Source organism: Blautia sp. 1001283B150304_161114_C9 (assembly GCF_015668165.1).
GTDB lineage: Bacteria > Bacillota > Clostridia > Lachnospirales > Lachnospiraceae > Blautia_A > Blautia_A wexlerae.
This window is the reverse complement of record NZ_JADPGO010000031.1, coordinates 24,091-45,087: the sequence shown is the minus strand read 5'-3', so window position 1 is coordinate 45,087 and position 20,997 is coordinate 24,091. Positions and strand designations below refer to the sequence as shown.

Sequence of the window (20,997 nt, the reverse complement as noted above, 5' to 3'; positions counted from 1 at the left end):
ACACCACAAAGGTGAAGAACATCAAGAAATATTTATTAGCAGCCCTGTTTAATGCACCGTCAACGATGAACGGATATTATCAGGCAGAGGTGAACCATGATATGCCAGGACTGGTAAGATAGGAGGTGCACATGTTTATTTTAAAACTTGCTGGAAAGATATTATTACTGCCGGTATGGCTGATCCTTTTTGTGATCGGCCTGGCAGTAAAAATGACAGTACAGACTTATGCGGTTGTCAGAGGGATCCTTGGATTTATATTCACTTTATTGATTATAGCGACTGCATACTGTTATCATGACTGGGTACAGGTTGCATTTCTATTTTCGCTGAGTGTAATTCTGTATCTGATCCTGTTTGCAGGAGTGTTTGTAGATACTGTACTGGACATGACAAGAGAACGTATTATTGATTTTATTATATCGTGAGGAGAATATGAAAATGAGCGAAAACAATGATTATATTCAGTTACCACCACTAAAAAAAGACACACCGTCCGATGTGGTAGCATTTATCTGGGAGTACATGAAAGTACCGGAGAACTCAAGAGAAAAAGTTAAGAATCTGCTTAAAGATGCAAATGAAAATGGCGTAAAATTAAGTCATCAGGCACCAACACTGTATGATGTTGTCCCAAAAGAAGAAATTGCTGAATTTGAAGAGCTTATGCGCAAAACCATAGCTGACATTGTATCAGAAGCCAGTAGCGTTGCCTGTTGGGTGTATGTGCAGAAATATGTGAAGCACAAAACCCTAAACGAAATGCTGCAAGAATTGCCAGACGTAGGTCAATTCATCCTAGCTATGGATACCTGGTTTGAAAAACTGATGGAGAAATAATCTAGGAAAATAGTTTAAAGTTTACATGTTATGATCATGTATGAAGTTAGAACAAAATAAAAGAATTGTGCTATAATATTGTTCAAGAAAAAAACTCATTGACATATTTCAATCTATTTAGGAGGATAAACGATCATGTGTACAGCAGCAACTTATAAAACAAAAGATTTTTACTTTGGACGAACCCTCGATTATGAATTCTCTTATGGTGATCAGATAGTAATTACACCACGTAATTATGCGTTTAATTTTCGCCATGTTGGCGATATGAAAAATCATTATGCAATTATTGGAATGGCTCATGTTGCAGAGGATTATCCTTTGTATTATGATGCTATGAATGAAAAAGGAGTGGCAATGGCAGGACTGAATTTTGTCGGAAATGCTGTTTATGCCGCGATTAAGCCAGATGTGGAAAATATTGCACAGTTTGAATTTATTCCGTGGATTTTAAGTCAGTGTTCTTCTTTAGTTGAAGTTCGCGAGCTTCTTGAACGAATTAATATTGTTAATACTCCTTTCAGCGAGCAATTACCATTAGCACAATTACACTGGATCATTTCTGATGAGAATGAGTCAATTACGGTAGAATCTATGTCAGATGGTTTGCATATTTATGATAATCCAGTAGGAGTGCTTACGAATAATCCGCCATTTCCACAGCAGATGTTTCAACTAAATAATTATATGTATTTATCTCCTAAACAGCCCAGAAATACTTTCTGCGAAAATTTGGCTCTTGATGCATATAGTAGAGGTACGGGAGGATTAGGTCTTCCGGGAGATCTCTCATCTTCCTCACGCTTTGTACGTGTAGCTTTTACAAAGGTAAATGCAATTTCAGGTGAATCAGAGGAAGAAAGCGTTAGCCAATTCTTCCACATTCTCGGATCTGTGGATCAGCAACGAGGATGTTGCGAAGTAGCGGATGGAAAATATGAAATCACATTGTATACGTCGTGTTGTAATGTTACAAAAGGTATTTATTATTACAATACTTATGAAAACCATCAGATCAGTGCAGTAGATATGCATGTAGAAAATCTGGATAGTGATAAAATGATTTGTTATCCAGTAATTCAAGGAGAACGAATCAACTATCAAAATAAATAATGTTTTGAAATCAGGGATGAGGTAGAAAGGAAAGTTCCATGACAAAAGATGAAGTAAAAAAACTCAGGATGAACAGTCCGGAATCACTACAGTTTTTAAATAATGCTACAAAATTTTATAATTTAATGATGATGTATCGTTGTGCTATTCGGGAGATACAAACTAAACTTGAGGTTTTGGATGATGAATTTTCAGTTGAGAACAATCGAAATCCTATTTCTTTTATAAAAACAAGAATTAAGAAGCCCAATAGTATTTACGATAAACTGCAGAAGATGGGATATGAATTTACAACAGAAAATATACAGACATATCTCAATGATGTAGCAGGCGTTCGAATAGTTTGTGCGTTTATTGACGATATTTATATGATATCAGATTTGATTACCCAACAGGATGATATTAAAGTTATTGAAATAAAAGATTATATAAAAAATCCAAAATCGAATGGTTATCGAAGCTATCATATGATTGTTGAAATACCAGTATTTTTTGCTAAGGGTAAAACACCTATGCGTGTAGAATTACAGATTCGAACCAATGGTATGGATTTCTGGGCAACATTGGAACATCAACTTCGCTATAAAAAAGGAATTGAAGAAATGCCTGGCTATGATGAGATAAGTGAAGAATTACTTCATTCTGCAAGAGCTATCATTGAAGCAGATAATGAAATGCAGAGAATAAAAGACAAAATTGGTATGTTCCACGAAATTTAGGGAGAAAACTGAGCAAATAGGAAGGTGGAATATATATGAAACAAGATACTTTAGAGGGCAAAGCAAAAACAAAAAATGGGGTAAAACGGCTGTGTTTTTCCATAATCTGCATTCTTCTAGAAGTGATTTTTATTATTACTATCGTAACACGCTTGAATGAATATGCAGAAATCATAAATTTATTTACAAGGATTTTGAGTGGAATCTTGGTTTTGGGATTGTACGCATCAAATAAGACATCCTCTATGAAAATGCCTTGGGTCATCTTAATTCTAATTTTCCCAATTATGGGTGTAGGCCTGTATTTGTTGATTGGTTTGAATGGTGGCACACATAAAATGCGTGAGCGATATGCAGAAATTGATAGCAAATTGTTACCAATGCTTCCGGACAGTCAGGAGTGTTTGAGCAGAATAAAAGAAACAATTCCGAAAGCAGGAAATATAGCAAGTTACATACAAAGAAATTCGCAGTATCCAATCTATCAGAATACGGATATTGTGTATTTTGATGAAGCAGTGAAAGGATTAGAGGCACAGCTTAAGGATTTGGAGAAAGCACAGAAGTTTATCTTTATGGAATATCATGCGATAGAAGACGCTGAAGCATGGCATAAGATTCAAGATGTTCTGGAAGAGCGAGTAAAAGCAGGTGTGGAAGTTAGAGTATTCTACGATGATATGGGTTCTATAGGCTTTATTAACACAGATTTTGTGAAAAAGATGGAGGCAATAGGAATTCATTGCCGTGTATTCAATCCGTTTATGCCAGGTTTAAATCTGTTTTTGAACAATCGTGATCATAGAAAAATAACAGTTATTGATGGAAAAGTCGGATTTACAGGTGGATATAATCTAGCAAACGAATATTTTAATTACACACACCCGTATGGACAGTGGAAAGATACAGGTATTCGTTTAGAAGGAGATGCTGTTCAGTCGCTTACGGTGACATTTTTGGAAATGTGGAATGCAGTAAGTGATAAGGATGCTAATGATTCTGATTTTAGTAAATACCTTTTCCACTATGATTATGCGGCACAGCAAACTGGGTTTGTTCAACCTTATGCAGACAGCCCTATGGATAATGAGCAAGTAGGAGAAGAAGTTTATATCAGTATGATAAATAAAGCTGAAAAATACTGTTGGTTTATGACTCCATATCTAATCATAACAGATGAAATGACGCATGCGTTATGTCTGGCTGCTAAGCGAGGGGTAGACGTAAGAATTATCACACCTGGTATCCCTGATAAAAAATTTATTTATAATATAACTCGTTCTTTTTATCATGGATTAGTTAAACATGGTGTTCGTGTTTATGAGTGGACTCCTGGTTTCTGTCATGCAAAAATGAGTGTAGCAGATGACTGTATGGCAACTTGTGGAACAATTAATCTGGATTATCGAAGTTTATATCACCATTTTGAAAACGGCTGTTTTATGGCAGATTGTCAGGCAGTTGTGGAAATAAAAAATGATCTGATAAGAACGATGGGAGAATGTCGTGATGTGACAGACCAATATCAAACCGGACGAAGTGCATATTTGCGACTGGGACAATTATTTATGAGATTATTTGCTGGATTGCTATAAGAATCTGATGAAACGACCTTTCAAAAAACAGTTGATTTAGAAGTTAACTGTTTTTGAAAGGCCGTTTTTGCTATATCTAACAGTCTGTTGTACAAAGAAGATTTTGCATGGATGAAAAAACAAACCTTGTTGAGGTTAAATTGAGTTTTTCATTGTATTGTATTGCTAATGAATAAGAATAAGAACAGACAATGCTGAATGCTCTGGAAACAAGAATATCTGAGTATAGTATGTAAGTTCGTAACAGAATGAAAGGAGCGATTCAAATGAGCAATTTGGAAAATTATATGAAACAGCAAGCAATTTTTTGTGAACAAAATGATAGCATTAGTAAGAATCTGTATTCAGAGTATGGTGTAAAAAGAGGCTTACGAGATGAAAAAGGCCAAGGTGTGTTGACGGGGCTTACAAATATTTCTGATATAAAAGCTTTTGAATATCGTGATGGAGTAAAGAGTCCATGTGATGGCGAGTTATCTTATCGTGGTTATAATATAAAAGATTTAGTAACAGGAAGTAAAGGAAAAAGGTTTGTCTTTGAAGAAGGAGCATATCTTCTTTTATTCGGAGAATTGCCAACTGATACACAGTTAATGGAATTTCAGGGAAGACTATCTGATTGTATGGAACTACCGACTAACTTTACCAGAGATGTCATTATGAAAGCACCTACATCAGATATTATGGGTTCTATGACTCGAAGTATTCTTACATTGGGCTCTTACGATAAGGAGAAAGAAAGTCTTGAAATTCCGAATGTGCTAAGGCAGAGTATGCAGTTGATCGCAGCATTTCCTATGTTAGCAGTATATGCATACCATGCTTATTGTCATTATGAAAAAAACGAAAGTATGTATATTCATAGACCTGAAAAAGATTTATCTATTGCTGAAAATTTCCTGCGCCTATTAAGACCAGATACAAAATTCACAGAACTGGAAGCAAGAGTACTGGATATAGCATTATTGTTACATATGGAACATGGTGGTGGTAACAATTCTACATTCACTACACGGGTAGTAACATCTTCAGGTTCAGATACGTATTCTGTTATTTCAGCAGCAATGTCATCCTTAAAAGGAAAAAAACATGGCGGTGCAAATCTGATGGTAATGAATATGATGGATGATATTAAAAGTCATGTGAAAGATTATGAAGACGAAGAGGAAATTGCATCATATCTGAGTAAGATTTTGAAGAAAGAGGCGTTTGATCAGAAAGGACTTATTTATGGAATGGGACATGCTGTATATTCTATTTCAGATCCAAGAGAAAGGGTGTTCAAAGGCTTTGTAGAACAACTCGCAAGGGATAAAGGACGTGAGAAAGATATGACCCTTTATAACAATATTGAGAAGATTGCACCTAAGTTGATTGCAAAGCAGCGTCAGATATTCAAAGGAGTAAGTCCTAATATAGATTTCTATAGTGGTTTTGTGTATGACATGTTGAATATTCCAAGAGAATTGTACACGCCATTATTTGCGATAGCAAGAATTGCTGGTTGGAGTGCACATCGCCTGGAAGAATTGATAACTACAGATAAGATCATTCGCCCGGCATATAAGAGTCTAGTCAGCAAAAAAGAATATATAGAAAGAGAGGAACGATAATATGGGAGCAGGAACCAGTGCAGAGGAGTTTTTTTTAAAGAGCATCAATGTTGAAAGTATATTTGAATTTGTTGAAAGAACAGATTATTTGTTTCTTTATAGTATAAACACCAGTTTACAACTTTATAAATGATAGACTTGTTGATGAATCAGCTGTTTTAAGGCCTTTGTCATGGCATTTGATTTTATATGTGTTTCGATATTTTTCACGAAAGTGGCAAAAAATATCTGACTGCGAATGCCCTGACTTAATTCAAAACGAAACTCCTGTACGCTTTTTGTACGGTACTCAGAAAAATGTTCGTTCTGATAGGGCAGAATCTTCATGGCACAGTAACTGACGTTAATCAGATTGACCAGCATTTCAATCCCTTTGCAGCTTCGCACCATATAGTTACAAAAAGACCAGAACGTTTTCTGTTCATAGTAGCTTGTTTCAATATTCCAGCGTAACGAATATAGCAACAGTGGAATGTATTTCATACGGTCACTTCCGGTCTGGTTCAATGGTGCTTTTTCCTGCCATGCACAGAAAATCTGCAGATCTTCCGGGAAAATGGTACTGAAAAACAGTCGTTTTGTACCATGTTCTTTTTCTGTGGCAGTGACATAGGCAAGGACTTCCCTATTGCCAAAGATCTTAGCGAGAACCCGGCGGACACCGGTATAATAATCACCAATCTTTTCATTGGAAAACGTAAAATCTGTTTCAACAGAAAGATGTTTTCCATGTTTGGCAGGACGTCCCCGACGACCGGTCTGTGCAGGTGCAAGATCATACATGACAGAATCAATCCTTGCATTGCCAATCAGATCCAGATTCGAATATTCATCAACGATGGATACCAGATTTTGTTTTGTATACCAGCTGTCACAAAGGATGATGACATGATCTTTGCTGTGAAATTCAGGCATAACCTGCCGGATCATGGAGGCTGCCAGTTCCAGTTTAGATTCTTTTTTCTGCCACATACGATAGCCAAGAGGAACGGAAAGATAAGATACTTTATCCCTATTCCAGACAGGTACGCAGAGCATGACACTCACAAAGCAGTGTCCATTCAGATAGTTGGAACCGTTGTGTGCAGCATGGTCAAACAGTTTTGAAACATTTTCAAATTTTGTGCCAAATTTAGATACCATCGTATCATCCACGCACAGAAATACAGGCTGCGTCTGCAATGAATCCGGTATCAGCTTCAAAGTAATCCTGACAGTGGTATTCGTAAATCTGGAATAATCAACCTTTGCATAGGAACATACATAATAAAATACATTCAGTGATTTCTCCGTTATTCCGGATAAAAAATGCTGATACAGAAACCGGATGGAATGTGCAGATTCTAAGGTCAGTATGGATAATATCAGCAGAAATAAGGTATCTGCTGTCGGAACAGAAAAAGTTTCAAAATAAATCAAAAAATATTGATGAAGTCTACCAATCAGTGTTTTTTCGTTGTATAATGTTTTTGTCGTACAGGGTCACTTTCCTTTGTAATGTTTTGGGTCAAATTCATTATACATCAGAAAGTCCTGTACGATATTTTTTTATGAAAAAGTTGTAAAGTGGTGTAGTATAAAGGAATGTGTTGAAAAATCAGACTGTCATGAAGGAGTATATCTTTCAGAAGTGGCAGAATACATGAAATTATCGATTCCAGAAACATCTAAGATGGTAAAAAGTCTTGAAAATAAAGGATATATTATCTGGAAATTAGATGAAAAAAAAGAAAGAACATACCTTGTTTTGACGAACAAGGCAATTGAATTAAGTAATTGTCAGAAAGAAAAAATGATAGAAGCTTATGAAAAAATCATATCGAATATACAAGAAGATGACCTGGCAGTTACACGGTGTACATTGAGAAAAATCCGACAGCTTATGGAAGAAATAAAATAGTGATTAATACAACGGAGTAAGAAAAGCTCCTTCATATATTAGAATAAAAATATGACTGTTTCTTTAAAAAGAAGCCGGTCATATTTTTTTATGAAAAATAAATTTTGTTGAGGTTAAATTGAGATTGACTTTGTATTGTATAAGTATGAAATAAAAAGGAATCAGGTGATGTACAATGAAAAAGCATAAAATATGTAAAATCCTTCTTGTTATACTGGCAATTTTTTTATGTGTGGCTTTTTATGAATTGCTCGGAATCTGCGTTGCATATAAAAAGCAGCCGGAAGTGTCCAATACAACCAAAAAAGAAACAAAAAATGGGTCATGGAACGAATGCAGTGAAAATACAGAACGGGCAGTAATCATAGAAAAGAATCCAGAAGCGCTTTTACAAAGAGTGCGTTTGATCAAGAATGCAAAAAAGGAAATTATTCTTTCTACTTTTGCATTTCAATCCGATGAAAGTGGAAAATTGATTTTAGGAGCACTGCATGATGCGGCAGACAGAGGTGTACATATTCGTCTGTTAGTAGATGGAATGGAGAGCTGGATTGATATGGAAGGAAATCCGTATTTCTATGGATTATCTTCCCATGAGAATGTTGAAATTAAACTGTATAATAAGGCCAATCCGTTGAAACCGTGGAAAATGATGGGTAGAATGCATGATAAATATTTGATTGCAGATGGAAAGAGATATATTCTTGGGGGAAGAAATACATACAATTATTTCCTGGGTGATTTTCCGGGACATAAAAACTATGACAGAGACGTGTTAGTGGTTTGCGATGAACCTGAGAAAGAAAATTCAGTTAACCAGTTGTCAGAGTATTTTGAAACCATATGGAATCAGGAAGACAGTGGTTATTTTCATAACAATAAAAAACTGGCAAATAGAAAATCTGTAAAGAACGCAGTTTTAGAGCTGCAGAACAGCTATCAGAAATATTTTGAAGAGAATAAGGAAAGAATCTGCGAGACCGATTATACGGACGAAACTTTTGAGACAGAAAAGATTACATTAGTGTCAAATCCTATTCACACAGGTTCCAAAGAACCAGTAGTGTGGTATCAGTTGGGAGAATTGATGAAAAATGCAAAAAATCGTGTGAAGATCCACACGCCATATATTATCTGTAATGATATGATGTATAATACATGGGAGGAGATTGCAGAGAACGTTTCAGATTTTTCTATCATGACAAATTCAGTTGCGAATAATGGGAATCCATTTGGGTCTGCCGATTATGCGAAAAACAGAAATAGAATCTTAAGTACAGGAATTAATATCTGGGAATATGAAGGCGGTTATTCATACCACGGAAAAAGTATTCTGATTGACGATGATCTGTCTGTAATCGGTTCCTTTAATATGGACATGAGAAGTGCATATCTGGATACGGAACTGATGCTTGTAATTCGCAGTAAAGATATTAATAAACAGTTGGAAGAGGGCATGATGGAGTATGAAAAAGTGTCCCGCCAGATATTAGAAGGCGGAACTTATAATGATCCATATCATGTAGAGCCAATCGAATTAACAAAGAAACGTCAGAGAAAAATATTTTTGGTACAGCATCTGCTTGGATGGGCAAGGTATCTGTTTTAATTAAGGAGGAAGGAAAACGTGTTTCAAATATTGATTGTAGAAGATGATAAAGAATTAAGCCAGCTATTCCAAAAAGTGCTTGAGAAGAATGGATATCAAGTCAAAAGTGCATCGGATGGAGCACAGGCATTAGAAGTATTGGATAAGGAATATATTGATCTGATCATTTCTGATATTATGATGCCGGTTATGGATGGCTATGAACTGGTGTCAGAACTTCGTTCAGCAGGATATCAGATACCAGTGCTTATGATCACTGCGAAAGGTTCCTTTGATGATATGCGCCAGGGATTTCTTTCGGGAAGTGACGATTATATGGTAAAACCGGTAAATGTGAATGAAATGGTTTTAAGAGTCGGAGCACTGCTTCGCCGTGCACAGATACTGAATGAACACAAAATTGTGATCGGTTCAACAGAGTTTGATTATGATGCAATGACGGTTACAACTGATAAGGAAAGTCTTGTTTTGCCTAAAAAAGAATTCCTGCTTTTATATAAGCTTGCAGCTTCGCCAGGCAGAACATTTACAAAACAACAGTTGATGGATGAAGTATGGGGATACGAGACGGAGGCAGACCCACATACGATAGAGGTACATATAGGAAGAATCAGAGAGCGTTTTAAAGATAACCCTGATTTTGAAATCGTAACAATGCGTGGAATTGGATACAAGGTGGTGAAAAAATAATGGAACAAAAGAAAGAAAAAGTATTGCGGATCCGATCCTGTCTGACTGGTGCAATCTGGCTGGCACTTGTATTTTCAACAGTCATATCTGCTTTATTATTTGCTTTTTTGAATCATTTTTTTAATCTGCCGGGCAGCATACCTGTGCTTGGCTGGCTTTTGATTTTCAATACATTGATTGCAGGGCTGATCACTTCCTTTATCAATGCAAAGTTACTGGAACCAATTACCAGACTTAGTAAAGCAATGAAGGAAGTTTCTCAGGGAGATTTTGAACAGCATTTGGAAACGAACAGCCGTATAGCAGAAGTTGGAGAATCTTATCAAAGTTTTAATGTTATGACAAAAGAACTTCGTGCAACAGAGGTGCTGCAGATGGATTTTGTATCTAATGTTTCTCATGAGTTTAAGACCCCGATTAATGCCATTGAAGGATATACAATGCTGCTTCAGGGAGAAGAACTGTCTCCGGATCAAGAGGAATATGTAGAAAAAATCTTATTTAACACCCAAAGACTTTCCGGATTGGTTGGTAATATTTTGCTGTTATCCAAGTTAGAGAATCAGAATATACCAATGAAAAAAACAGAATATCGTCTGGATGAACAGATCCGCCAGGCATTTCTTTCATTGGAAACAAAATGGACAGAAAAAGAAATTGGTTTTCAGGTAGAATTGGAGGAAGTTAAATATACTGGGAATGAAGGACTTTTTATGCATATCTGGATAAATCTTTTGGATAATGCGATTAAGTTCAGCCCTTCAAAGGGGACAATTACGATGTTTCTGAAACAAGAACAGGATTCTGTTAAGTTCATTCTGGAAGATGAAGGACCAGGAATAGAGGATGATGTAAAATCCAGAATATTTGACAAGTTCTATCAGGTAGATGGATCTCATAAAGCAGAAGGAAATGGCCTAGGTCTTGCACTTGTAAAACGGATTGTAGATAGTGCCGGAGGAACAATCAAAGCAGAAAACCGTGAATATGGTGGATGCAGATTTGTTATAGAGCTGCCAAAGCAGAAAGATGAGATTATATAGTTTTAAGATAAATTAGAAGATGGGAGGATTTATATGACATTTTATCAGGAGTTGCAGTTAAATCAGACAGGTTCTAAAAACCTGTTGAAAAAGAGTGAAACACTAAAAGAAAAATTATATCATATGTGGGTATATCTGGTGAAGATAGCTGTTACAATGGCATTTTGTTTTTTCTTTGTTAGTATTTTCAGCATCCTATTTGGAAATGAGAACAGCATTGTAGGTGTAGTAGTCTTATTATGTCTCATGGTGTTTAGAAATGCGGATCTGGGGATCCACACCGGACAATCTACGATGCTTTTGGCTTTGTTCTTTGTAATTATGACTGTATGTCCGCATTTAGCAAATCAGTTTTCACCGGTATTGGGAATGCTGTTAAATATTGCGGCACTGGCTGTGTTGATTCTGTTCGGATGCCATAATCCATTCATGTTTAATCAATCTACATTGGTTCTTGGGTATCTGCTACTATATGGTTATGATGTTACGGGAAAAAGCTATCAGATGCGATTAGTCGGAATGGCTTTAGGTGCAGCACTTACCTGCTTCGTATTTTATCGAAATCATAAAAACAGAACTTATAAAAGAAATCTGAAAGATCTGATACAAGAATTTGATATCACTTCTTCCAGAACAAAATGGCAGATATGTCAGATTTTATGCGTACCGATTGTCCTTTGCATTGCAGAACTTTGTAATATGCCACGTGCAATGTGGGCTGGTATTGCGGCCATGTCCACGATTTTGCCGTTTATGGAAGATATGCACTACAGAGTCCGTAAAAGGATTGTCGGAAATATTGCAGGTGTTATATGTTTTACAGTATTATATTTTCTGCTTCCTTCGTCAATCTATGCATATATAGGAATTCTTGGTGGAATCGGTGTAGGATTTTCAGCACAATATGGCTGGCAGGCAGTATTTAACACATTTGGTGCTTTAGCCATTGCTGCAGAGACTTATGGACTACAAGGAGCGGTTAGTCTTAGAGTGATTCAAAATGTTTTTGGTGTTGTGTTTGCTTTAGCATTTTGTGTTATATTTTATTGGTTTATGTCTAAAAAAAAGGAAAGTGAGGTGACCGTACATGCAGAGTGAAGTGAATCAGGAAGAAAATTTGAATAGAATTATTACGGTTCCTAATCTTCTTTCTTTTTTTCGGCTTTGTCTGATTCCGGTAATTATATGGAGTTATTGTGTAAAGAAAAATCCTCTGTTAGCTGGTGAAATCTTATTGCTGTCTGGTCTTACGGATCTTGCTGATGGATATATCGCAAGAAGATTCCATAGAATTAGTAATTTAGGAAAAATACTTGATCCGGTGGCTGATAAGCTGACACAGGCAGCGATGTTAATCTGTCTGTTTACTCGTTTTCCGCATGTGCTTCTTTTAATCGTAATAATGGCAGGTAAGGAGCTGTATATGGTAGTCAGTGGATGTCTTGTGATACAAAAGACAGGAAAAGTACATGGTGCAGACTGGCATGGAAAGATAGTAACCTTTTTATTATATGGAACTGCAGCGGTGCATATTATATGGTTCCACATTACACCGATGGTATCAGATCTGTTGATTGGTTTGTGCGCTATAATGATGGTCATATCGGTCTCTCTGTATATTATCCAGAATACCAGGACTCTTAAGGGAGAGACTGTATAAGCAATTTTATATTGCAATGACTAGAAAAATATTTAGGAGAATATTGATGAGATAAAGAAGGATAAAAACTTAACCTGGATAGAATCAGAACAGATAATTTTTGCATGGCTGGATAAAGACAATCAGGTTACTCCGTTAACGGACGAGCAATTAAATCCGGTATGGAAAATACTAAATTACGAAACAGGGAAATATGAATCTGTTCAGAAACACTTCCGAGTATTTGAAGTGTAGAAGTTTTGTGATACAAAGTGTAAACGTAAGAAAAAATAATACATTTGCGGTCAATTTGTTATCGACAGTTGACCGCAAGCACGGTATAATAGACATAGATCTAATAAGAAAACCAAATAATCATTACTGTAAAATGTCAGGTAATGGTAGTCATCATTTATAATTGGAAGGAACAGGTTGGCTTTACCCTAATGGTGGAAAATCCACCATTTTTCCACCCAAACTGTAATTCCTCAGATGAAAACAGGTTTTCTTATCTTTTCTGAAATTGACAGAAAAAGCAGTAAAATCAAGGCTTTGAATGACTTTGATTGACATAGAATGCAAGCTGTTTTCTGTACCAGGATGAACTCCTAAGCGAGGGGTCGGAGGTTCAAATCCTCTTATGGACGGGCTTCAAAGCGTTCGAAATGTTAGCTGGATTAGCTGACAACGAACGCTTTTGTTATGTTATAGGAAATTACTCCGTAATGTTCCTATAACATAACAAAGCCCTTCGGGCAGGATCGCACTGCGGCGGAATGGAATTATGTCGCTGAAGCGACCCGCCGCAGGCGGAGAATCCTGCAAGCAGGATTCTTTCTTGTTTTCTGATCACGTTCGTGTAATGATTTTTCACAAAAAAGAAGTATTTTTTAGCTAACATTTGGGTTTCGTTCTGGTGTTATCCCTTATTCAGAGATGTAAAAATACTCAGAACTGACCGATGAAAGTGTTATAATACGAATTGAGTGCAGGATGTAAAACAATATATATGAAGAAGAAAGAGTAATCGTAGATTTTTACTTATAAGAGGAGAATCAGCTATGCAGCAGGAATTTATTACAGTAACTTTTAATCGTACTAAGATTGCTATCCGGTGTGCAGACATTCTTTATGTGATCATGTCAGATGATCATTGTACGATTCATATGTTTGATGGAAGTGTTTATCGTTGCCGAATGACACTGAAAGCATTGAAGAAGCAGTTGAATGAAGGGTTTATGGAGGTAAAACGTGGCTGTATGATCGCTGTGTCTGCAATCAGTGATATTGGAGATAAAATTTTACTGTCTAATGGAGAGGAAATCTGCTATACAAAGAGAAAGAAAAAGGCTCTCAGAGAAGAACTGCAGAAAAAACAGGAGCTAATGATTGCAAAGATCAGTAAAAAAAAGCTGCCGCTGACCCCGGAAGAATATGGCAAATATTATAAAATATGTGATAGTCTCCCGTTTGCATTTACGGATATAGAAATGGTATTTAATGAAGAAAAAAAGGCAGTGGACTGGATCTTTCGATATGGGAATGAAGCCTTGGCTACATTGGAAAAGCTGCCGTTGGACAAGATGATCGGAAATTCCTTTTCCAGCCTTTTCTCCAATATGGACGCAAAATGGCTTCATGTTTATGAACGTGCCACCTTGTACGGCGAAACACTTGAAATCATGGACTATAGTCCGGAAATAGATACCAATCTGAAAATTATATGTTTTCCCACATTTCCGGGACACTGTGGATGCATTTTGTTTAATGCAGACCAAATGAAATCTATAAGTGAAGAAAATCATCTGGTCAGGTTGGCTGCAGTTGCTATGAAAAGTAATCCCACTATATAAAGAAATGTTGTTTTACCGCTTATTGTGTTGATTTACCGTAATAAAAATGTCATTTTGCAACAGCTTGATTGTTTCCCTGATATATTCATGCTATATTTTAGTCAAGCGGATATTCGCAATCCGCTTCGCTACTTGCTCATAACCGAATAACTGCTCCGCAGTTTATCAGAAGGAGCTTGCACTCCTCCTGATACAAGCAAGTCCCCACCCACTGCTTATTGCTTTTCGCAACCCCCGCAGGGGACTTACTTGATTCGGTTAAATATAGCTCTTGTGATCAATTAAGATTTACAGCAGAGAATATTCAAAATTCTTGTAGAACAAGGGGGAAATAGCATGAAAAGAAAAAAAGTAATTGCTTTGATTACCGCCGCATTGACATTTACCATGACTGTCTGTGGCAGTTTAACCGCAGCTGCAGCATCAGAATTAACAGCGGAAAGTAAACCGGCCACTCAGTATACGATTGATGCAAACCAGGAAGTTTATGCATTGCTGGATTTCGAGGATACTGCAGAGTTTGAGAATGCTACAAAGGGTCAGATCGCTTCTCCGGATACTCTGGATATTTATGATGAGAACGGAAAGCTTGTATGGAGTCAGACGGTATATGCTTTTCTGGATCAGGATGCTCCGGATACAGCGAATCCCAGTCTTTGGAGAGATACACAGCTGAATCACATTTATGGTCTTTTTGAAGTAACGGATGGAATTTATCAGGTGCGTGGCTATGATATGTCAAATGTCACATTCATAAAAGGCGATACAGGATGGATTGTAGTAGATCCATTGATGAGTGTAGAGTGTGCACAAGCGGCTCTTGCCCTGGTGGAAGAGAATCTGGGCACTTTTCCTGTAAAGGCAGTGATCTACAGCCATTCTCATGTTGATCATTTCGGTGGAGTCAAGGGAATTGTTTCGGAAGAAGAGGTACAAGCCGGTAATGTGCAGGTAATTGCACCGGAAGGCTTTGAGAAGCATGCTGTCAGCGAGAATATTTATGCAGGTACTGCTATGGGACGAAGAGCAAGTTATCAGTATGGAACAATGCTTGAGGGTGGTGAAACAGGATCCCTTGCCATTGGTATTGGTATGGGACAGTCCAAGGGCAGCACAAGTTATATTTCTCCTACACTTGAAATCACACAAACTGGTGAGAAGCATACCATTGACGGAGTGGAAATTGAATTTCAGCTTACTCCGGGCACCGAAGCACCGGCAGAGATGAACTTCTGGATTGGATCCAAAAATGCTTTGTGGATGGCTGAAAACTGTACAGGAACACTCCACAATCTGTATACACTCCGCGGAGCCCAGGTGCGTGACGGAAACGCATGGGCAGAGTACATCATGGAATCTCTGGCTCTCTATGGTGATAAGGCAGATGTGGTATTCCAGTCCCATAACTGGCCACATTGGGGAAATGATACCATTCAGGAATATATGACCAATACAGCAGCTGTATATAAGTTTATTAACGACCAGACATTGCTCTACATTAATGAAGGTTATACGGAAACAGAGATTGCCAATATGATCCAGCTTCCGGAGGAACTGGAGAAAGTCTGGTATACTCGTCAGTATTACGGTACAGTTTCTCATAATTCGAAGGCAGTATATGAGAAATATATGGGCTGGTATGACGGTAATCCTGTCCATCTTGCTGAACTTACACCATCGGATTATGCCCAAAAGCTGGTAGAATATTTCGGTGATACAGATGCTGTTCTTGAAAAAGCAAAAGAAGATTTTGCAAAGGGAGAATATCAGTGGGTGGCTCAGATTACCAATACGCTGGTTTTTGCTGATCCGGAAAATACGGATGCACGTTATCTGTGTGCGGATGCATTGGAGCAATTGGGATATCAGGCAGAATCAGGTCCATGGCGCAGTGCTTATCTTTGTGCTGCACAGGAACTGCGAAATGGTACAAATACCGATGATGCAACGCGAAGTAGCGGTAACGGTGATGTTTTCTTACATATGACACCGGATATGATTCTGGATTATCTGGGAATTTTTGTAGATACGACGAAGATTCCAGATCTGACCTTTACAGCAAATATTATATTGCCGGAAGGTAATTATGTACTCCGCGTAAAAAATGGCGTACTTCTTTATCAGAAGGATGCACAGGATCCGGATGCAGATGTGACATGGAATACCAAACGTGCCGGACTGTTGGCTGTTGTTCAGAAAAACGCTGAGAATGTTGCTGCCTTGATCGAACAGGAGGGTGATGAGACCTGCCTGACACGATTGATGGATGCGGTTACTATCACGTCAGAGTATAAATATTTTAATATTATTGAACCATAAAGCTTTGGGGCGGAAGCACAATTCAGGACTGTGGTGACTCCTAATGTGGATCCGATCACATTTTTTAATAAGGCCAATGAGTTGATGGTAAAGAATTCTCCGGCAGCTGCGGATAAGGAAATGCTTGAAAAAATAGCAGCTGTGAATATAGGTCCTGGTATGGAATTTGACACTTCTGTTCTTACCGGTGATGTTGCAGAAAACTGGAAGACAATGCTGACAGAAATTCAGCTAAAGCTTATCAAAGAGGGCCAGAAATTCTCAAAAAAGCTTGGTCAGTGGGACTATTTTGGTGAACCGATCGGAGATTTCAATACAGAATATGCTTATCGTGCACTGGTAGCTCTTGCAGGGCTTGGTGCCAATACAGTTGAAGTTGCGCTGTATCCAAAGATAGAGCAGGATGCGGATGGAAATACTCTTCTTAACTTCCTGTAAAATTAACTCTCGATTCAAAAGAATGGCTTATTTATGCGGTTTATTCAAGATATGTAGTTAATAATATGAGAATTAATTACCTCTCGAGAGTTAACTTATAAAACAGCCACAAATCCATTGAGGTCAGAGTTCCTTATCGTGGAGCGACGACCTCAGTTTTTTTATAACCGTAAATTAACAAGGAAGATATTTGCAGATGGACGGATATTGGATTCAGGTCTAAAAAAGAACTTTTCTCATACAGGTATATGATTTATAATCATAATAAAAGGAAGATACTATAGTAATTCTTGTAAATAATGTATATTGATTCAGCTCATCAGAACATGAAATCCTGTTGAACTGTCTTAAATGCATTAATTAAGAGGATTGTTAAACAGTGGCAACCGATGTTTCACGTGAAAACGAAAAGGATGGGATGATTATGAAAAATTACTCAGAAGATGTAAACAGACAGTATCATATTCAAGTGGCAAAAGATGAAGTGGGCCGTTATGTGATCCTTCCGGGAGATCCGAAAAGATGTGTAAAGATTGCACAGTATTTTGATAATCCTGTGCTGATCGCAGACAACAGGGAATATATCACTTATACAGGAACACTGGATGGAGTGAAGGTCAGTGTAACGTCAACCGGTATTGGTGGCCCATCAGCGTCCATTGCAATGGAAGAGCTGTATCGCTGCGGAGCGGATACTTTTGTCAGAATCGGAACCTGTGGTGGAATGCAGACGGAAATAAAAAGTGGAGACATTGTAATTGCGACAGCAGCAGTACGTATGGAAGGAACAAGCAGAGAATATGCGCCAATTGAATATCCGGCAGTGGCAAATCTGGATGTGACCAATGCTCTTGTTGAAGCTGCGAAGGAGAAAGGATTTATATATCATACAGGTGTGGTACAGTCTAAAGATTCTTTCTATGGACAGCATGAGCCGGAAGCAATGCCGGCAGGTTATGAGTTGATCAATAAATGGGAAGCCTGGAAACGAATGGGATGTCTTGCTTCTGAAATGGAATCCGCGGCACTTTTCATCGTAGCCGGTAAACTCAGGGCGAGGATGGGTTCCTGTCTGTTGGTATTGGCAAATCAGGAGAGAGAGAAGCTGGGTCTTGAGAATCCGGTTGTACATGACACAGACATGGCAATCCGGGTAGCTGTAGAGGCAATCCGCAGAATGATTAAAGAAGATCAGGGACAAGTTCTGTAAGGACGGAGGTGACAGAGAATGCAGAATCTGGAAAAATCAATGATCAGCAAACTGATTGAGACTGCAATGGAACAGCTCAAATTTTCTTATACACCCTATTCAAATTTTAAGGTTGGTGCATCATTACTTACAAAAAACGGACAGATTTATACAGGGTGTAACATTGAAAATGCAGCATATACACCTACGAACTGTGCAGAACGAACCGCAATTTTTAAAGCAGTGAGCGAAGGCGTCAGGGAGTTTGACGCAATTTGTATTGTGGGTGGAAAAGATGGGATTTTGACAGAGTATACAGCTCCCTGTGGTGTCTGCCGTCAGGTAATGATGGAGTTCTGTGATCCGGAGACATTTCGGATTATTCTGGCAATAGATAAAGAGCATTATGATATCTACACACTGAAGGATTTGCTACCGCTGGGATTTGGACTACGAAATCTGATAAATTCCCGAGAAATATAAGGTAAACGCCCATCATTGCAAGTGATTTTTAATTGCGAAAAGTAAAAAAAGTGAATGACGAATAAAAGGGAACAGGAAAAGGTCAGCGATTAATAAAATGTAAGAGAAGGAGTAAACATAAATGAAAAATTACGACAGAATTTTTGTAATTGTACTTGATTCTCTGGGGATCGGGGCAATGCCGGATTCAGCAAAATTTGGTGATATCGGGGTGGATACTTTTGGACATATTCTTGAGAAAATGGGTTCTCTGGAGATTCCAAATCTTAGAAAACTGGGAATGCTGAATCTTCATCCGGCAGGAAAAATGGCGGGTGTTGAGAATCCCAAGGGGCGATATACGCATCTGGGTGAAGCTAGCAATGGAAAAGATACCATGACCGGACACTGGGAGATGATGGGAATCAAAACAGAAAAACCATTTAAAACCTTTACAGAAACAGGGTTCCCGCCGGAATTGATCGCAGAACTGGAGAAAAGATGCGGAAAAAGAGTGATAGGAAACAAGAGCGCAAGCGGAACGGAGATTATTGAGGAACTGGGCGAAGAGGAGATTCAGACGGGTGCAATGATTGTTTATACTTCAGCAGATTCTGTTCTTCAGATTTGCGGAAATGAAGAAACTTTTGATCTTCAGAATCTGTACCGCTGCTGTGAAATTGCAAGAGAAATTACCATGAAGGATGAATGGAGAGTTGGAAGAGTTATTGCAAGACCGTACATTGGTAAGAAAAAAGGTGAATTTAAACGTACCAGTAACCGTCATGATTATGCATTGAAACCCACCGGACTTACCACGTTAAACGTGTTGAAAGATCATGGATTTGATGTGATCGGTGTTGGAAAGATTCATGATATTTTTTGCGGAGAAGGCATTACAGAAACTCATCATTCAAACAGCTCTGTACATGGAATGGAGCAGACAATTGAAATCTGCAAGAGAGATTTCAGAGGGTTATGTTTTGTTAATCTTGTAGATTTTGATGCATTATGGGGACACAGAAGAAATGTGGAAGGTTACGGAAAAGAGATTGAGAAATTTGACAAAAATCTGGGTGTGTTGTTAGAAGAAATGAGAGAGAATGATCTGCTTATTCTCACTGCAGATCATGGAAATGATCCGACTTATACAGGAACTGACCATACAAGAGAATATGTACCATTCATTGCTTACTCAAAGAGAATGAAAAATGGCGGTGCGATAAAAGACGAAGATACTTTTGCTGTGATCGGTGCTTCTGTGGCGGAGAATTTTGGAGTGCCAATGCCTGAGGGAACAATTGGACATTCTGTTTTAAAAGAGTTAATGTAATAACGATTGTAAAAAAAGACAGGAATATTGAAAACAGGCGTTTTCAATCTCCTGTCTTTTGTGCTAAAATAGGAAAAGAATTTATCTGACTAAATCGTTAAAGAGAGACAAGTGATAAATTGTAAAAAGATAAAATGATACAGAAAGGAAACAGTTTTTATGGAAACAGGAACAATTTTTAAATTTCATAATGACCTGGATACAGACCAGATCATAGCATCACAGTATCTGTTACTTCCGAATCTGGATGAGATGAAAGGTCATGCATTTGAATCTCTGGATCCGGATTTTTCAAAGAAAGTAAAACCAGGAGATTTCGTGGTAGGTGGAGAAAACTTTGGATGTGGTTCTTCCAGAGAGCAGGCACCTGGTGTTCTGAAAGCGTTAGGAGTACAGGCAGTTGTAGCAAAATCTTTTGCACGAATCTTTTACAGAAACTCTATTAATATTGGTTTGCCGGTAATTGTCTGCAAAGATCTTCCGGACGAAGTAAATACCGGAGATAAGATGGTTCTTCATATGTCAGAGGGAACAGTTGAAGCTAACGGAAAAACATATTCCTGTACAAAGCTTCCGGAATATATGCAGAATATTTTGAATCAGGGTGGTCTGATCGCATCTCTGAACAAGGAGGAGAAGTAA

The 20,997-nt window shown here is 37.8% G+C and carries 21 protein-coding genes; 20 read left to right on the top strand and 1 reads right to left on the bottom strand.

Going from position 1 to position 20,997, the window contains the following annotated elements; all coding sequences use genetic code 11:
* The 7 genes from I4V44_RS17660 to I4V44_RS14035 all read left to right on the top strand — a co-directional run.
* Positions 1-122, top strand: a 122-nt coding sequence (locus tag I4V44_RS17660) for a DUF6017 domain-containing protein (RefSeq protein ID WP_243280283.1), incomplete at its 5' end; no start/stop codon positions are given.
* A gap of 9 nt (positions 123-131) precedes the next feature.
* Complete coding sequence (locus tag I4V44_RS14060; protein ID WP_005334864.1) at positions 132-428, top strand: hypothetical protein; 297 nt, start codon at positions 132-134, stop codon at positions 426-428.
* A 7-nt stretch (positions 429-435) separates the two neighbouring features.
* Positions 436-840: a hypothetical protein gene (locus tag I4V44_RS14055; protein ID WP_006427147.1), complete on the top strand. Its 405-nt coding sequence runs from the start codon at positions 436-438 to the stop codon at positions 838-840.
* A 135-nt stretch (positions 841-975) separates the two neighbouring features.
* Complete coding sequence (bsh, locus tag I4V44_RS14050; RefSeq protein WP_196002862.1) at positions 976-1,953, top strand: choloylglycine hydrolase; 978 nt, start codon at positions 976-978, stop codon at positions 1,951-1,953.
* A 38-nt stretch (positions 1,954-1,991) separates the two neighbouring features.
* The gene (locus I4V44_RS14045; RefSeq protein ID WP_005347231.1) at positions 1,992-2,672 is read left to right on the top strand and encodes a GTP pyrophosphokinase; all 681 of its coding nucleotides are present in this window, start codon (positions 1,992-1,994) and stop codon (positions 2,670-2,672) included.
* 35 nt (positions 2,673-2,707) lie between these two features.
* Positions 2,708-4,267 carry a cardiolipin synthase gene (gene cls / locus I4V44_RS14040; RefSeq protein WP_014080824.1) on the top strand — a complete coding sequence of 520 codons (1,560 nt, stop codon included), beginning with the start codon at positions 2,708-2,710 and terminating at the stop codon, positions 4,265-4,267.
* A gap of 248 nt (positions 4,268-4,515) precedes the next feature.
* Positions 4,516-5,880 (top strand): citrate/2-methylcitrate synthase, encoded by a 1,365-nt coding sequence (locus I4V44_RS14035; protein WP_172679323.1) that lies wholly within the window; start codon positions 4,516-4,518, stop codon positions 5,878-5,880.
* A gap of 123 nt (positions 5,881-6,003) precedes the next feature.
* Here the strand turns inward: I4V44_RS14035 and I4V44_RS14030 are convergent, their stop codons facing one another.
* A complete protein-coding gene (locus tag I4V44_RS14030; protein WP_330610643.1) occupies positions 6,004-7,299 on the bottom strand; it encodes an IS701 family transposase in 1,296 nt (431 codons plus the stop codon).
* Positions 7,300-7,510: 211 nt separating this feature from the next.
* Here I4V44_RS14030 and I4V44_RS14025 point away from each other — a divergent pair, with 211 nt between their 5' ends.
* From I4V44_RS14025 to I4V44_RS13965, 13 genes are all read left to right on the top strand, one after another.
* Positions 7,511-7,780, top strand: a complete 270-nt coding sequence (locus tag I4V44_RS14025) for a hypothetical protein (protein WP_226816238.1) — start codon at positions 7,511-7,513, stop codon at positions 7,778-7,780.
* Positions 7,781-7,955: 175 nt separating this feature from the next.
* Entirely contained in the window at positions 7,956-9,389 is a 1,434-nt protein-coding gene (locus I4V44_RS14020; protein ID WP_055249576.1) for a phospholipase D family protein, read from the top strand.
* Positions 9,390-9,407: 18 nt separating this feature from the next.
* Positions 9,408-10,079 (top strand): response regulator transcription factor, encoded by a 672-nt coding sequence (locus I4V44_RS14015; protein ID WP_003698938.1) that lies wholly within the window; start codon positions 9,408-9,410, stop codon positions 10,077-10,079.
* Positions 10,079-11,122: a HAMP domain-containing sensor histidine kinase gene (locus tag I4V44_RS14010; RefSeq protein WP_118587994.1), complete on the top strand. Its 1,044-nt coding sequence runs from the start codon at positions 10,079-10,081 to the stop codon at positions 11,120-11,122. The genes I4V44_RS14015 and I4V44_RS14010 overlap by 1 nt, the downstream gene beginning before the upstream one ends.
* A 33-nt stretch (positions 11,123-11,155) precedes the next feature.
* Positions 11,156-12,220: an FUSC family protein gene (locus I4V44_RS14005; RefSeq protein WP_055060228.1), complete on the top strand. Its 1,065-nt coding sequence runs from the start codon at positions 11,156-11,158 to the stop codon at positions 12,218-12,220.
* Complete coding sequence (locus I4V44_RS14000) at positions 12,210-12,782, top strand: CDP-alcohol phosphatidyltransferase family protein (protein WP_118569864.1); 573 nt, start codon at positions 12,210-12,212, stop codon at positions 12,780-12,782. The genes I4V44_RS14005 and I4V44_RS14000 overlap by 11 nt, the downstream gene beginning before the upstream one ends.
* A 1,040-nt stretch (positions 12,783-13,822) precedes the next feature.
* Positions 13,823-14,614, top strand: a complete 792-nt coding sequence (locus I4V44_RS13995) for a LytTR family DNA-binding domain-containing protein (RefSeq protein WP_118587993.1) — start codon at positions 13,823-13,825, stop codon at positions 14,612-14,614.
* Positions 14,615-14,950: 336 nt separating this feature from the next.
* The gene (locus I4V44_RS13990) at positions 14,951-16,933 is read left to right on the top strand and encodes an alkyl/aryl-sulfatase (protein WP_118759564.1); all 1,983 of its coding nucleotides are present in this window, start codon (positions 14,951-14,953) and stop codon (positions 16,931-16,933) included.
* Between the two features lie 45 nt (positions 16,934-16,978).
* Positions 16,979-17,371, top strand: coding sequence for a hypothetical protein (locus I4V44_RS13985; RefSeq protein ID WP_118576286.1), 393 nt, complete (start codon positions 16,979-16,981; stop codon positions 17,369-17,371).
* A gap of 424 nt (positions 17,372-17,795) precedes the next feature.
* The gene (udp, locus tag I4V44_RS13980) at positions 17,796-18,581 is read left to right on the top strand and encodes a uridine phosphorylase (protein ID WP_118576288.1); all 786 of its coding nucleotides are present in this window, start codon (positions 17,796-17,798) and stop codon (positions 18,579-18,581) included.
* A gap of 18 nt (positions 18,582-18,599) precedes the next feature.
* On the top strand, positions 18,600-19,043 hold the full coding sequence (gene cdd / locus I4V44_RS13975) for a cytidine deaminase (protein WP_055058233.1): 444 nt from the start codon (positions 18,600-18,602) through the stop codon (positions 19,041-19,043).
* Between the two features lie 121 nt (positions 19,044-19,164).
* The gene (locus I4V44_RS13970) at positions 19,165-20,355 is read left to right on the top strand and encodes a phosphopentomutase (RefSeq protein ID WP_118593562.1); all 1,191 of its coding nucleotides are present in this window, start codon (positions 19,165-19,167) and stop codon (positions 20,353-20,355) included.
* Between the two features lie 159 nt (positions 20,356-20,514).
* A complete protein-coding gene (locus I4V44_RS13965) occupies positions 20,515-20,997 on the top strand; it encodes a LeuD/DmdB family oxidoreductase small subunit (RefSeq protein WP_008708263.1) in 483 nt (160 codons plus the stop codon).

Coding starts and splice junctions, on each gene's coding strand:
- I4V44_RS14060 (WP_005334864.1), top strand. CDS start 132: ATGTTTATTTTAAAACTTGCTGGAAAGATATTATTACTGCCGGTATGG.
- I4V44_RS14055 (WP_006427147.1), top strand. CDS start 436: ATGAAAATGAGCGAAAACAATGATTATATTCAGTTACCACCACTAAAA.
- bsh (WP_196002862.1), top strand. CDS start 976: ATGTGTACAGCAGCAACTTATAAAACAAAAGATTTTTACTTTGGACGA.
- I4V44_RS14045 (WP_005347231.1), top strand. CDS start 1,992: ATGACAAAAGATGAAGTAAAAAAACTCAGGATGAACAGTCCGGAATCA.
- cls (WP_014080824.1), top strand. CDS start 2,708: ATGAAACAAGATACTTTAGAGGGCAAAGCAAAAACAAAAAATGGGGTA.
- I4V44_RS14035 (WP_172679323.1), top strand. CDS start 4,516: ATGAAAGGAGCGATTCAAATGAGCAATTTGGAAAATTATATGAAACAG.
- I4V44_RS14020 (WP_055249576.1), top strand. CDS start 7,956: ATGAAAAAGCATAAAATATGTAAAATCCTTCTTGTTATACTGGCAATT.
- I4V44_RS14010 (WP_118587994.1), top strand. CDS start 10,079: ATGGAACAAAAGAAAGAAAAAGTATTGCGGATCCGATCCTGTCTGACT.
- I4V44_RS14005 (WP_055060228.1), top strand. CDS start 11,156: ATGACATTTTATCAGGAGTTGCAGTTAAATCAGACAGGTTCTAAAAAC.
- I4V44_RS14000 (WP_118569864.1), top strand. CDS start 12,210: ATGCAGAGTGAAGTGAATCAGGAAGAAAATTTGAATAGAATTATTACG.
- I4V44_RS13995 (WP_118587993.1), top strand. CDS start 13,823: ATGCAGCAGGAATTTATTACAGTAACTTTTAATCGTACTAAGATTGCT.
- I4V44_RS13990 (WP_118759564.1), top strand. CDS start 14,951: ATGAAAAGAAAAAAAGTAATTGCTTTGATTACCGCCGCATTGACATTT.
- udp (WP_118576288.1), top strand. CDS start 17,796: ATGAAAAATTACTCAGAAGATGTAAACAGACAGTATCATATTCAAGTG.
- cdd (WP_055058233.1), top strand. CDS start 18,600: ATGCAGAATCTGGAAAAATCAATGATCAGCAAACTGATTGAGACTGCA.
- I4V44_RS13970 (WP_118593562.1), top strand. CDS start 19,165: ATGAAAAATTACGACAGAATTTTTGTAATTGTACTTGATTCTCTGGGG.
- I4V44_RS13965 (WP_008708263.1), top strand. CDS start 20,515: ATGGAAACAGGAACAATTTTTAAATTTCATAATGACCTGGATACAGAC.